Annotated in this window: 13 protein-coding genes; 11 read left to right on the top strand and 2 right to left on the bottom strand. The window is 40.9% G+C overall.

Annotation, left to right across the window (positions count from 1 at the left end; translation table 11 throughout):
- The first annotated feature begins 72 nt into the window (after positions 1-72).
- The 3 genes from HC643_RS18120 to HC643_RS18110 all read left to right on the top strand — a co-directional run bounded on the left by HC643_RS18120 (position 73) and on the right by HC643_RS18110 (position 2,198).
- Positions 73-1,005 (top strand): alpha/beta fold hydrolase, encoded by a 933-nt coding sequence (locus HC643_RS18120; RefSeq protein WP_050045931.1) that lies wholly within the window; start codon positions 73-75, stop codon positions 1,003-1,005.
- Positions 1,006-1,011: 6 nt separating this feature from the next.
- Positions 1,012-1,644, top strand: a complete 633-nt coding sequence (locus tag HC643_RS18115; protein ID WP_038086272.1) for a type I restriction endonuclease — start codon at positions 1,012-1,014, stop codon at positions 1,642-1,644.
- An 80-nt stretch (positions 1,645-1,724) separates the two neighbouring features.
- Positions 1,725-2,198 (top strand): DNA phosphorothioation-associated protein 4, encoded by a 474-nt coding sequence (locus tag HC643_RS18110; RefSeq protein WP_038086274.1) that lies wholly within the window; start codon positions 1,725-1,727, stop codon positions 2,196-2,198.
- Between the two features lie 22 nt (positions 2,199-2,220).
- Here the strand turns inward: HC643_RS18110 and HC643_RS18105 are convergent, their stop codons facing one another.
- Both HC643_RS18105 and HC643_RS18100 read right to left on the bottom strand, forming a co-directional pair.
- Positions 2,221-3,432 carry a DNA sulfur modification protein DndB gene (locus HC643_RS18105; RefSeq protein WP_038086276.1) on the bottom strand — a complete coding sequence of 404 codons (1,212 nt, stop codon included), beginning with the start codon at positions 3,430-3,432 and terminating at the stop codon, positions 2,221-2,223.
- Between the two features lie 592 nt (positions 3,433-4,024).
- Positions 4,025-5,623, bottom strand: a complete 1,599-nt coding sequence (locus tag HC643_RS18100) for a DGQHR domain-containing protein (protein ID WP_038086301.1) — start codon at positions 5,621-5,623, stop codon at positions 4,025-4,027.
- Between the two features lie 259 nt (positions 5,624-5,882).
- Between HC643_RS18100 and dndC the strand changes: the two genes are divergently transcribed.
- From dndC to HC643_RS18060, 8 genes are all read left to right on the top strand, one after another.
- Positions 5,883-7,493: a DNA phosphorothioation system sulfurtransferase DndC gene (dndC, locus tag HC643_RS18095; protein ID WP_038086278.1), complete on the top strand. Its 1,611-nt coding sequence runs from the start codon at positions 5,883-5,885 to the stop codon at positions 7,491-7,493.
- A gap of 81 nt (positions 7,494-7,574) precedes the next feature.
- On the top strand, positions 7,575-9,563 hold the full coding sequence (gene dndD / locus HC643_RS18090; RefSeq protein ID WP_038086280.1) for a DNA sulfur modification protein DndD: 1,989 nt from the start codon (positions 7,575-7,577) through the stop codon (positions 9,561-9,563).
- A 251-nt stretch (positions 9,564-9,814) separates the two neighbouring features.
- Positions 9,815-10,201, top strand: a complete 387-nt coding sequence (gene dndE, locus HC643_RS18085; protein WP_038086281.1) for a DNA sulfur modification protein DndE — start codon at positions 9,815-9,817, stop codon at positions 10,199-10,201.
- A 205-nt stretch (positions 10,202-10,406) separates the two neighbouring features.
- Positions 10,407-11,852: an AmpG family muropeptide MFS transporter gene (locus HC643_RS18080; protein WP_408019836.1), complete on the top strand. Its 1,446-nt coding sequence runs from the start codon at positions 10,407-10,409 to the stop codon at positions 11,850-11,852.
- A 5-nt stretch (positions 11,853-11,857) separates the two neighbouring features.
- Positions 11,858-12,268 carry a hypothetical protein gene (locus HC643_RS18075; protein ID WP_038086285.1) on the top strand — a complete coding sequence of 137 codons (411 nt, stop codon included), beginning with the start codon at positions 11,858-11,860 and terminating at the stop codon, positions 12,266-12,268.
- Between the two features lie 101 nt (positions 12,269-12,369).
- Complete coding sequence (locus HC643_RS18070; RefSeq protein ID WP_167844704.1) at positions 12,370-12,522, top strand: hypothetical protein; 153 nt, start codon at positions 12,370-12,372, stop codon at positions 12,520-12,522.
- A gap of 68 nt (positions 12,523-12,590) precedes the next feature.
- Entirely contained in the window at positions 12,591-13,109 is a 519-nt protein-coding gene (locus tag HC643_RS18065; RefSeq protein ID WP_050045927.1) for a GNAT family N-acetyltransferase, read from the top strand.
- A gap of 101 nt (positions 13,110-13,210) precedes the next feature.
- Positions 13,211-13,972, top strand: a complete 762-nt coding sequence (locus tag HC643_RS18060; protein WP_038086289.1) for a HEAT repeat domain-containing protein — start codon at positions 13,211-13,213, stop codon at positions 13,970-13,972.
- The last annotated feature ends 24 nt before the right edge of the window (positions 13,973-13,996 follow it).

Raw genomic sequence — 13,996 nt, 5'->3', positions numbered from 1 at the left:
AAATTCATTAACCTATAATTCAAAACTTGAAATACCTTTCATAATTCATCATTCATAATTCATAATTCAAAAATGTCTTACATTAGTATTCGTGGCGTTGAGCATTATTACGAGTGGATAAAAAAGCCATCAGAGGTTCAAGAAAAACCCGTGATGGTTTTTGTCCATGGTTGGGCTGGTTCTGCTCGGTATTGGGAGAGTACGGCACGGGTTTTATCAGAACAATTCGATTGCTTGCTGTATGATATGCGTGGCTTTGGACGCTCCTATGGGAAGCCAACCATAGCTCAAGCAAGTGAATCTGTTGCTGAATCTTTTGAATCGCGATCGCCCGAAGCTGAATCTCAAGCTATTCAGGAGTTAACTTATGAGCTTGAGGAGTACGCTGAGGATTTAGCTGCTTTGTTAGACGCCTTGCGACTTCAAAGAGTGTATATCACTGCTCATTCTACGGGAACGTCAATTGTGACGTTGTTTCTGAATCGCTACCCGCAGAGAGCACAAAGAGCAATTTTGACTTGTGCTGGTATTTTTGAGTACGACGAAAAAGCCTTTGCAGCTTTTCATAAATTTGGTGGTTATGTTGTGAAATTCCGTCCTAAATGGTTGGCGAACATACCATTTATTGACAGGATGTTTATGGCGCGGTTTTTGCGTCGTCCTATCTCGGCTGTAGAACGCAAAGCTTTTTTGGAAGATTTTCTGGTAGCTGATTATGATGCTGCATTGGGGACTATTTTTACAGCAGTGAGTAAAGCAGCAGCCGAAACAATGCCACAGGAGTTTGCGAGGATAACAGTACCGACACTCCTGATTGCTGGGGAGTATGACAAAATTATTCCGGCTGAAATGGGGCGTCAAGCAGCAGCATTGAATGAAAATATTGAATTTACCGTTATTCGAGATACGGCGCATTTTCCCATGTTGGAAGATGCACCTAATTATTTGTCACGGGTGCGTGAGTTTTTGCAGTTGGAAAGTAGGCTAGGTATGGCAGGAATGTAATAAGGAATGACACAAACCACAGCAATAACAGAAGCGATTACCAGTTTGGCTGATGTCCAAAATCGGTTTGGCTTGGTGCGAATTGAGGACGAGCAGTTTTTTTCTGAGTGGTATGAGGGATTGCCTGAAATTACAGAAACTGAAAAAGCTGCTTTAGATGAATTGCGACGTAGATATTTGTATCATCGTACTGTAGGGGATTTGTTAGAGGGGACAGTGTTATTGTTGGTGATGTCACCTTTGTTAGGGGTGGCGGGATTTTACGATCCTCCTTTTATGATTAAGGCTGAGCCGTCTGTGGATTTAGTACTGAATGATGGCGAAGAGGTGCTGCGGGGACGAATTGATGTTTTAGTGCTGCAAAATCAGTTTTGGATCTTGGTAGTGGAGTCTAAAAAAACTGCACTTTCGGTTGTGTCAGCTTTACCGCAAGCACTGGCTTATTTGATGGCTAACCCGTATTCAAGTAAAGCCGTGTTTGGCATGGTGACGAATGGGGATGATATTTTATTTGTTAAGTTGAGCCAAGAGGGTAGTTCTCAATATGGTTTGTCGCGAGTTTTTACTTTGTTTACGTCTGCTAGAGAACTTTACAGCGTTCTGCAAATTCTAAAAAATATTGGTCGGAACCGCAGATGAACGCGGACAAATGCGGATGGAGTTTGCTAACATTTTGCTTAGATGTAGGTTAAGATTATTACAATTAACATATAAGTAATATGGCAGAAACTGGGAAAGTTAGAGTTGCTAAGGATAAGGCTGATTTGGTAAAAGCTTTAACTTCGGCTGATGGCGCAACGGGTCCTTTCCAAACTTATGCTGATGCGATCGCTTTTGCTGCGGCTTTGGGTGCGAAGCACAAACGGCGTGTGGCTTTGGGGGAAATATCTAAACGGGAACCTGCTCCTATAGGACAAGAAATTTTTGTATCTAGAGGATACGATCTAGTCATTAAGTTATTGGGAGTGACTGCAACTCAAGACATTAATATTCTTTCTTCTCAAGAGGACAAGTTTGAAAACGAACGTCTGCGTATTTTTGAGGAATACGCTAATGGGGGCTTGGAGATTTTACAAGCTGAAGTTCGAGGTACTGTAGATTATTTAGAGCGAATTTTATTGCTCCTTAGTTCTGAACGATTTGAACAAGAAGAGGACGACGAGGAATTTAATTTAACTAAATTCCTGTCTTGAGTAGCGGCTTTTAATGAATCAGCTAGCTCCATTCCAGCCTGTTTTTTACCATCTTCACTGCATCAGTTACAGCATTTGCAGTGGTTATGACTCTATATGGTTTGGTTATGACTCTATATGGTTTATTTGGATTTTTAGGTTGGGGATCTATCCTTACTATATTATTTCTCCACAAATCGTAGTCTCTTGACCAATTAATTTGTGCTAGTTGGGAAATTTTTTCTTCATCGAAATAATTGCTTTCAGCTGAGTAAGTCCAGTATAGTAAACGTCCTAAAACTTCCAATCCAGCACTCACCCCTAGCAAACAATTTTCTTTAAAATTTGCTACATCAGTAACTGTTAATTCATGATTGCTTTTGGCGGAAATATATTTTGTATTATGGCATTCTGAAAAAAACTGATTTAGGCATTCAACTAAAGATTCAGACTTCTCTATTACATCATAATCTTGTAGTTCATTATCTGCGTTATTAGTAAAAACACAACTAACAAATCTCGCTATGTAATTCATAGTATAAATTAGCTTGTTTTTAGTTGAGGGATTTGCTTTAACCTTTTCTGTTTTACCAGAAAACATTGAGACTCTCTCAATTAATTCTTTAGTAATACCAACTCTACCAGAATACTCTCCAAACGATAGCAATAAAGATTTATCTAACGATCTAGTTTGAGCCATATCTCGAAAATCTGTTTGACACTGGCGAAAATCCCCTTCTAATACTAAAGTAATAGGAAAATCATTATCGGCAATTAACTCGCTTTCAGAGCTTTCCATTAATTCATGAATTGCACGTTTTCTATGTTGTCCATCAGTAATATCTAGCTTAACTGTACGGCGAACAATCACCAAACACATATTTCGATACAATTTAATCACTTTTATATCTTTTGGATTGACATTTGCTGTCAGTGTTCCCAATATCCAAGATTTTCCTTTACGAGCACGGTCAAGAATATACTGTTTAATTTCCTCTGTATGTCCTTGAACTTCCGGACGATTTTTACCAGAATCAGGATCGTTACCAGTTGATGGTTTTGCTTGGAGAAGGCTGGAAAAATCGCTGGCTGGAACATTAATTTGTAACATCTCCCGCTTTCCCTGCTCAAAAATGAGACCTATGTAACAGCGATCGCGATGATGCTTCGAGAAAAGTGGCTCAATCAATGTACTAATCTGCGCTTTATCTTGAGGTGAAATAATATCGTTACTCTCTTCATTTAAATAAGTCATAAAAATCCTACAAAATTTGGCAGATGCAAGCAAATGTAAGGATTAACTTTAAAATGGAAGCTTAAGTATAACTGTCAGCAACATTGTCATTAGTTAATTAATAAATTTGCTCTTGTCTCAATGTAACGAATGACAAAGTAGATGTCAGTTTTAATTGTTTAGTTTATATGAAATTTTTGTAAAAACTTGTTTTAAATTTTCACTATTCTTTCTTTAGCTATAGACTTACGTAATTTTGCAAGCTCAATATTACTTGCAGGTACTAAAAACAAATTTTTATAACCTTGTTACCACGTCGCGTGTAGCTGCTTGCATCTATCCTTAAGTCAGCCATTAACTATACCTAAGCGTAGATAACGTAAAGAAGCTGCTCTTAGGAGAATAAGTTCATAACTGGCAAGCAATTATAAGCTGAAATGTCTAATTTTCAGAAATTTTTTAGAAAATCAATCAAACACAACTGTTTTTGAATTTTTTCTAAAAAACCGAACTATAAATACCTATTGCTACCTAATAGCTTCTGAACAAGAAATAACACAAAGCCTAAGGTGCAATTGTTTTAATCTCTGAGTTAATAACTCTGCTGAGAATTCTATATTCCGGTCGGAAGCCCTAGCTGCTTGGGTTCAACGAATTTACCATCAAAACCGATTGTTTTATCTTCAAGCGTTCTCGCTTTAGCCAAATCCCTACGCAATTCAGCACGTTCAACACTATCTTCTACACCACCTAAAATATAGATGAGTAACTTAGCTGCAAGATCCCGTCCTGCAACCTGTACTCGCTTCTTGTTTGGATCGTATAAAACGCCATACCAAAGGGATTTAGGATGCTCCATACCACTAAACCCGCCTTCGCGATCGAACTTACGCAGCTTTTTAAATACGTCTTCCAAGGAAAATCCCATTTTAAATATTAAAACACCAAGAGCTTGAGCTAAGGCAACTTGACCAACAGGACGGAAAAGTATATTTCCTTCACCGCCATTCTTTTCAAAGCTGAAGTGTCGTAAAGCTGGTGTCTCTTCATATTTGAGAATGTTATAGCTCGGAAGACTCGCTAAATAATCAAACAGTGTTTGAAAATCCTTGATTCCTTCTTCAAGGTCTTCATTCTCCGGTCGCATGGGGATTAAACCTTTGTCCAAAGGTTTCCAGTGCAAAAACTTTTGCCCCAAGTACCTTTCAGACATTTCTTTAAGTGCTTGTAGGGTTGTCAAAACAGTGGACTTAGTCGCAACTGTTGCACTATTCCAATTGACTCGAGGGTTCCTACCCTCGCGCTGCTCTAACAGTGGATGGGTTACAGCAATTTTTCTAGCAACAATAGAAAAACCATCATCCTCATTCAATTGTGCAAGCTGACCTTTGCTTAAAGGAACTGCCATGAGGTTGACATGAACAAAGACAGACCTAACGCGCAATCTTGCTTCTTCACGGGTTTCACCAGCCGCAACCGCACAAATAAATTCTATGCCAATTTCTTCTTGAGGTAACTTTTCCAAATAATCGGGTGCAACTTGGTATTGCTCTAACAAATCGTTAACTGTTATGAAGGTATCGAAAGGAGTTTTATCTTTTCTGTATCTCCGCAGTTTACCAGATTGAAGCAACTCTATTAAACCTTGTACTCCCATCAATCGATGTTGACCATCTAAGGCATAAATAGTGACATCTTTCTGAGAAACGTTCAGCAACCCGAATTTACCATCTTTATCAAATGGCGTGAAATCAGTTGTGGGTTTTATGGCTCGTCCTTCACTGTCCCACTCGGGTGCATCAGGGTTGTCTACCCACGATTTACTAATGACTACTAGAACTGGTGGAAATTTGTGGTGTTTTCGAGTCGCCAAATACTGCACCAATGGTGCTTGACGCGACCAGTCCAAGGGACGTTGTTGAACCTCGTCAATACTTTCGGCGTCGATCTCAACGTTATCAGTTTGAGCGTTATACTTTTTTTGAAACAAAGGTAAGTAAGACGCAAAGTTGACCCGGCTTGCAAACCATTCTAGAGTCACAGAGCTAACATATGCCTGAGTACCCCCCATGTCAGTTTTCCGAACTAGAATCTGGTCAGTTCCCTCTTGATACTTATCAAGTGTAGAAACGAGTAAATGTTGGTGCTCGTCTTTCTGTGCTTCATACTGACTGACAATTTTAGTATTGCGGTTGTCTTGAGTGTTATCCATATGAGTTTTTTTAAACTTAAAACTAGAGACGAAGTTAAATTTACAAGAAATTGAGTCTTTATAAAAAAAGTTTTTAAAAACCTTAATCTGTGCTAATTTATGCAAGAATAGGAATTCCTTGACAAAAACAACCTCTAAACAGCAGAGGCGTAGGCGATTGAAAGCGGAAGTTCTGGAACAACCCTGCAAAAGCAGGCTTTATGGATTGAACCTCCGTCTTTTGTAATGAAACTAGCAGGAGTTGAACAAGGGTAGGCAAATGAGCACCACGCAACAGCCAGAAAACAAAGGTCAAACTCAGCGACCTGTGGCAGAGTTAGTAGAAGATATTGAATCTCTAACTACCGAAATTCAAGAATTGTACTGCTTGGATGCAATTCCTTGGGTCGTGGGATATTCTGGAGGTAAAGACAGCACTGCTACTCTACAGTTAGTGTGGAATGCGATCGCCGGGCTCCCACATTCCAAGCGCACTAAAACAATACACGTTATTACAACAGACACGCTTGTAGAAAATCCTTATGTATCTGCATGGGTACGCCATTCCCTAGAGCAGATGAAACTAGCAGCGCTCGAACAACAAATGCCAATAGAACCGCATCTCCTACAGCCAGATGTTAAAGAAACATTCTGGGTAGGTTTTATTGGTAAAGGATACCCAGCCCCAAAAGGAAAATTTCGCTGGTGTACGGAACGTCTTAAAATCAATCCATCTAACCGTTTTATTCGTGACGTTATCAGAAACAACGGTGAAGCTATTGTTGTTTTGGGGACTCGCAAAGCTGAAAGCACAAATCGTGCGGCGAGGATGAAAAAATGGGAAGCCAAGCGGGTACGCGATCGCCTCAGCCCTAATATGAATTTGCCCAACTCCCTTGTGTACAGCCCCATTGAAGACTGGCGAAACGATGAAGTTTGGTTGTATCTGATGCAATGGGAAAACCCATGGGGCTACAGCAACAAGGACTTATTCGCCATGTATAGAGGTGCTAGCGCTGATAATGAATGTCCTTTAGTTGTTGATACATCCACCCCCAGTTGTGGTAGCTCTCGTTTTGGATGCTGGGTTTGCACGCTCGTCAGCCAAGATAAATCTCTCGCAGCAATGATTCAAAATGACGAAGAGAAAGAGTGGTTGCAACCTCTACTTGAATTTCGTAAGGAATTAGATGCTGAAGAAAACCGCGATCGCCGAGATTTTCGGCGGAGAAATGGTGACGTGCAACTCTACGAGCGCAATACAGATGGAGACGTGTCGGTTGAGCCGATACCCGGTCCCTACATTAAAGAAGCTAGAGAAGACTGGCTCCGACAACTCCTAACTGTTCAAATGCAAATTCGTCACACCGCACCCGAAAATATGCGTGATATCACCTTGATTTCTATAGAAGAACTCAGTGAAATTCGACGCATATGGCTGGAGGAAAGACACGAATTTGATGATAGCTTACCCAAAATTTATCAGGAAGTCACGGGGGAAATTTTTCAAGATCCCCGTCCCGGTGCTGGTATGAGTTTGTTGGGTAGTGATGAATGGGCTGTGCTTGAAGAAATCTGTGGTGAGGATGCAATGCACTTGGAACTCATGGCAAATCTCTTGGATACAGAACGTCAGTATCGCAAACGAACTCGCCGAGTAGGAATATTTGACACACTAGAAAAATGTTTTGAAAGAAGTTCGCGTTCCCAAGATGAAGCTGTTAGGAACGCTCATTTGAAAAGAGATTTGAAAGAGGCGGTTGTTGAAGGCGATGTCGCAAAAATCAAGCAGTTAACATTGGGCGATGCTGCTATAACAAACAATGTGGAATCGGACAAACCGCAAAGTTGGCGACAAGTTAAGTTTCAAGCCAAAAAAGCAGAGAGTTAAGACAATATAATTCAACCGTAATGTTACGTTATCAGATCTATTACCAACTTTTGCCTGAGATTCAAATATTAAGAAACTACTGTGATCTTCCTTGAACTAGTACTACAAAACTTTGGTCCTTACTACGGTCGTCAAACTATCAAACTTGACCCTAGAAAAAATGATAGTTCCTGTCCCATTATCTTATTTGGTGGAATGAATGGTGGTGGCAAAACGACTTTAATGGATGCTATTCGCCTTGCACTGTATGGACCTCGCGCTCAATGTTCTACTCGGGGAAATCTAAGTTACAGTGATTTTCTCACGCAATGTGTCAGCAGTTCCACTCCTCCAACAGAGAAAACCAGAATTGAATTGGCTTTTGAACATATTGAAAATGATAAGCCAGTCAGATACCGTATTGTCAGAACTTGGGAAAAAAATCCCAAAGATGGGAAAGACCATTTAGGTATTTTGGATATTGGAACAAATGACGAATGGCTTGACACGAGCTTAGTGACTATATGGGATGAGTATGTTGAAAATTTGATTCCTTTAGGAATTTCTAACCTATTTCTGTTTGATGGCGAACAGGTAAAAGAACTCGCACAACAGGACGTTCCTCCACAAAATGTTGTTGAAGCGATTCGCGGGCTTTTAGGTTTAGAGCTAGCAGAACGTTTGGCAGAAGATTTAGAAATTTTAGTCAGCCGCAAACGCAAGGAACTAGCGGATACAAAAGACTTGGCAAATTTGGAAGAAATTGAACAAAGACTCCAACAACAAACAGAAGAAAAACAAGTAACTCAGGAACAATTAAACCGCATTAAAGCTCAGTTAGAAGCATCTGAAGAAAAACAGAGAGTATGTCTTGATAAATTTATTTCAGAAGGTGGCAAAATTGCAGGAGAACGCAGTCAGCTAGAAAAACAGCAAGCACAAGTGACGGGAGAAATTGAACAAGTCCGTCAAGTTATGTGTCTATTGGCTGCTGATGTCTTACCAATGGTGTTAATTCAACCTCTACTCGTTCAAGTACGGAAAACAGGAGAAAGTGAAATCCACTCTTCACAAACACAAATAGCCCGAAATGTTTTACTGGAAAGAAATGAACGTTTGATTAATAGGATTGCTCAAGTAAATTTGTCAGAAGAACAATTTGATAAAATTAAATTTTTAATTGAAGAGGAAAGCAAGCAATTGGCTTCAAACAATGGAGAAGAAGCATGGTTACTGGCTGATGAAAAATTGCTAGCTCAACTCTCTCATATCATCAGTTATTCTTTAGAAACCGCAAAATCTTCTGCTCAACACCAACTTGGGCTGCTCAAGACAAAAGAAGAGGAGCTTCTAAAACTAGAGAGACAATTGCAAACGGCTGCTTCTCCAGAGATATATCAAAAGTTACACAATGCACACGTAGAAGCACAAAGTCAAGTTGCACAAATCAAAGTAGAACATGAAGCTAAAAGACGTTATTTGGTTGAATTAGACGCCGCAATTGAAAAGTCAAAAAAAGATTTAAAAAAATATACAGACCAAAATATTGACCGTAAGAGTAAAGAGCATATCATTGCTGCTTCTGCTAAAGTTCAACAAACACTTTCGCTTTTTCGCGAACGCTTGACTCTGAAAAAACTTAATAAACTGGAAGCGGAAGTGACTGAGTGTTTTCGCTACTTATTACATAAATCAGATTTAGTACACCGTATAGTTATTGATACTGCTACGTTTGGTCTCTCTTTGTACGATCTACAGGGGAAGATGGTTCCAAAAAATCGTTTATCAGCAGGAGAGAAGCAACTTTTAGCGATCGCATTCCTTTGGGGACTAGCTCGTGTTTCCGGGCATCGCTTACCTGTAGCTATTGATACTCCTTTGGGAAGGCTAGATTCCTCTCACCGCACTAACTTAGTTGAGCGTTACTTTCCCTCTGCTTCTCATCAGGTGATTCTGCTTTCTACCGATACAGAAATTGCAGAAAAGGAATTTAAAGTCTTGCAAGAAAATGAAGCGATCGCTCGTACATACCTCCTGCAATATGATTCTTTGACTCGTCAAACAACGGTTAAAGAGGGGTATTTTTGGTAATTGATAACATTGAGGAGACCAATTAAAGTATTAAATTTTATACGTGTTCTCTTTTAGACCTTTAAACATGGGCGATCTGCGAAACTTTGATACATCACTAAAAACTTTTCAGACATCCTCTAAAAAGTTAGGGAGCTAGACACGATCGGTCAAGTACTTTATCCTGAAGTGTTTGCACGATACATGAAATAATCTGCATAATGTAGCTCAAACACAGTGTTTTTGTTCCCCCCCTACGCCTCTATCTACCCATGGAACCTCCTCTTGACCGTATAAAACTCTCACAAACAGCAAAAGAGCAACTCATCAAACTCAAACGCAGTACCAAAATTGAAAACTGGAACGTGTTGTGTCGTTGGGGTTTTTGTCGTTCTCTTGCGGAACCCACCCCTCCATCACCCGTACCCATACCTGCTGACAGCAACGTTGAAATGACATGGTCGGTGTTCGGTGGCGAGATGTCCGATATTCTGTTACTTGCTCTCAAGCAACGCTGTTACAACGATGGCTTTGGGACAGATAAAGAAACTCTTGCGACCCAGTTTCGCCTTCACTTACATCGCGGTATCGGTTACTTGGCTGGCGATCCAAATATTAAGAAAATTGAAGATTTGATTGAATTGGCTGCGGACGCGTGAGGTTCCACCTCACGATCTGCATGCCCAAACTCTAGTTGCGAACGAGAGAAGGGGTAAGGTGCAATAACACGATAAATTGGCATCTTTGCCTGACACTACTTTATAAATATGGCAATATAACTCACATTCGTCCGGGTACCGGAGGAGATAAATTAAAATTGTGAAAACTATTTTATCAATTCAACGAGCTTTTGTAAGTCGAAAGATGGCGGCTTTATTGTTGCTGGGTTTTTCATCCGGTTTGCCGTTATTTTTAACTAGCAAAACTTTACAATTATGGATGCAAGATGCAAAGGTGGATTTAGGCACAATTACGTTATTTGGTCTAATGGCGTTGCCTTATTCCTTAAAATTTTTGTGGTCTCCACTCGTTGACAGGTTTGTACCGCCTTTCCTAGGACCAAGGCGTGGTTGGCTGATCTTGACTCAAGTAGGGTTGGTAGTTGCGATCGTCGCTATGGCTTTGCAACAACCATCTCAAAACGTACAAGTCCTGAACATACTAGCAATTACTGCTTTTGTCATTTCGTTTTTAAGTGCGACTCAAGACATTGTCGGTGACGCCTACCGTACAGATGTCTTGCAGCCACTGGAATTAGAAACAGGCGCATCGCTTTGGGTACTTGGCTACCGTGTCGCTTTATTTATCACGAGTTTCCTCGCTATAGCTTTAGCTGATATTATTCCTTGGAATGCAGTTTATTTTCTGATGGCTGCTTTTATGGCTGTAGGTATAATCACAACCCTTTGGGCACCAGCAGAACTGCAGCAACGCACAACTTCAACCCCCGTTTCTCCCTTGTCTTTCAAAGAAGGGATTTTTATAGTGTTGATAGGTTTGTTAGTTGCAGGTTTATTGGGAGGAGCGATCTCTCGTGCTATAGCGTTACCCGTGTTCTACTGGGTGCTAGCAATTTTGTTGATAGGCTGGATAGCTTTATCTGTTCTGACACCAAAAAAGCATCTGAACCAAACTCAAAATCAATCGCCTCAATCCTTACAAGATGCTGTCATCTTACCACTTCAAGATTTCTTTGAGCGATTTGGAATCTCGCAAGCTAGCCTGATTCTGATTTTTATCTTGCTCTATAAATTAGGTGATGCATTAGTCGGCGTGACTGGTAATTTGTTCTTAAGGGAAATAGGCTTTAGCAAAACAGAAATTGCCGCAATTCAAGGTGTTATGGGATTGATAGCAACAACCGTCGGTGTACTTGTTGGCGGTATCGTGATGAGTAAAATTGGTATCAATCGCGCTCTTTGGATATTTGGTGTATTACAGTTAGTGAGTAACTTGGGTTATTACGTCTTATCGGTGGCTGGCAAAAATAGCAATCTTTTGGTATTAGCAATTAATGTTGAAAACTTCTGTGCTGGCTTAGTTACAGTTGTGACGGTTGCCTTTTTAATGAGTCTTTGCAGCCACAGTTTTACAACAACTCAATTTGCATTATTCTCTAGCTTGATGGCTATTAGTAGGGATATTCTCTCGGCTCCCTCTGGCGATTTAGCGAAAGCAACAGGTTGGTCTTCATTCTTTCTACTGACCTTGGTCGCAGCCCTACCAGGATTGCTGCTTTTGCCTGTTATTGCTCCTTGGAATCAACATCCAAAACCGTTTTCTAGACCCGGACTTGACTATGAGGAATAAGAATTATGGGGCAGAAGCTCATCATTAGTACCGCAACAGTTATTCTTTTAATCACTGGCGTACTACTCGGCTACGTTCTTTCCCAGTTAGTTCTGGGATTTTTAGCACTTAACTTGTTAACGTTTCTAGGAACATTTAGCCTAATTGTTATTTTTGGTACCCTGTATTACGTATTATTTTGGGAATTTAGAAGGCAGCAGTCACCTTCATCTCGACCTTCTTCTAATGGAAGTAAGCCCCAAAGTGATGAGCGTACACCTGATACCAATCTTAAGAATAAGCTGATTGGTCTGTTATCTGGTGACGCTGCTACTGCAGAACGCCTCGTGGAGCAAGCAAAGCAAGATTTTCCCGGTATGCCAGAAAATTGGTACTGGGAAAAAAGCATTGCCGATTTGGAACGCGATCGCCGATAACTTTGTTTCTTAGAGATCTAAAGTCGCTAGAATAAATAAGACAGCTTAATATTTCTTAAGCTAGTTATCAGAATAACTTGCTGTTCCGAGCTTTCTGTGTTATGTCTATTTTCCGACAGTATATTGCTCCTCTACTCGTAGTGCTTATATTTTTCGCTGCCCTTGTGGCCGTGAGCGCTCGCATTTTCCTACCCTCAGATATGGCAGCACCCGCACCTATTGGGGAATTGGGAATGTTGTTGGTTGGGAGTTAGTAGTTAGTGGTTAGCTACTAACCATTAACTACCTTGACAAAAAATATAACAATTTCCCCCATTGAGTTTTGGAATCCTTACTACCTGATTATATTGTTCGTCGTGGTTCTACTCTAGACCGCGCCCTATTGGTCAAGTTCATGCAGCGAACTTACCAAGAACTTTTTCCAGAGCAACAGGATTTTTCTCATTTAGTACAAACAGTTGAACAGTATTTCTCTACTAAAACACCTGTTTGGTGGGTTTTAGCAGACCAAGGAAACCAGGAGGACAAGGAAGCAACGTCTACCTTGTCTACCCCGTCCTCTTCTCCTGTCGCCTGTATCTGGGTTGGAAATGCCATCGATCAGATACAGGGAACTCGTCACGCTCATATTTTTTTACTTTATGTTGCGCCAGAATATCGGCGACAGGGAATAGCTAAAGCTTTGATGCTGTATGTAGAAGAGTGGGCCAAGGCTAGAGGAGATCGCCAAATAGCATTACAAGTGTTTGAGTCTAACACGGCTGCATACAATCTTTACAATCAACTGGGCTACGGAACTCAATCACTGTGGATGTTTAAACCTCTTAACCGTGACGAATAAGATTTATACGTAAGTGCAATATTTAGCCATAAAACTTATACATCTTCACTTCTGGACACGAAGGGTTTTATATTAATCCCTATCAGGGATTGAAATACGATATGTATGACGAAGAAGACCTAAGCTTACTTGATGATGTAGAGATAGAACTGGAAAGTCCCCTAGATCGTTTAGGACCGCTGACTGCGGAAGCAGAAACACCTAAGCCAAATCCAGAGGCAATGCTAGCTCTACTGGAACATCCAGAACCACAGCAGAGAATGCTGGCTTCTCGTGCTTTTTGTGACATAGAAGATGCACGAGCTATTCCGCATTTGATTCGTTTGTTAACTGATACTTGCCCTTTGGTACGGGTGAGCGTAGCATACGCCCTCGGACGCAACCCAAGCCCAGATGCCGTGCAGCCATTGATTACCCAATTAAACCTAGATTGGAATGGTTACGTGCGTAAAGGCATTGTTTGGGCATTGGGAAACTGTCGCGATCGCCGTTCTTTAGTGCCCCTAACAGATGCGTTAAGAACTGATATTTCAGCAGTACGTTTGTGGGCTGCAAGCGCCCTAGTTCAGATGGCAGATGTAGGTTATGAAGCAGTTGTGGGGGCAATACCACCCTTGATTGAAGCATTAGTGCAAGACCCCGTTGCTCCCGTGCGAAGTAATTGTGCCTGGGCATTAGGGCAACTGTGTCGCCAACTCCCTTCTAATGTCGTCTACGCCACAGCTGTAGACGCTTTAATTCAATCTTTCGCAGAAGACAAAGATTTAGGAGTTAGGGAGGATGCCAAAGCAGCTATCTTGGGCGTCGGTGACACCCGTGGTCTCCAGATGGTAGAAACCCTCGAACTTGAGGGATGGTTTTGATGCTTGTTAGTTGATAGTTGTTAG

It is taken from the genome of Tolypothrix bouteillei VB521301 (genome assembly GCF_000760695.4).
In the GTDB taxonomy this organism is placed as follows: domain Bacteria; phylum Cyanobacteriota; class Cyanobacteriia; order Cyanobacteriales; family Nostocaceae; genus Scytonema; species Scytonema bouteillei_A.
Note: the sequence above shows the minus strand (reverse complement) of the source record. Positions and strands in the feature narration are given on the sequence as shown.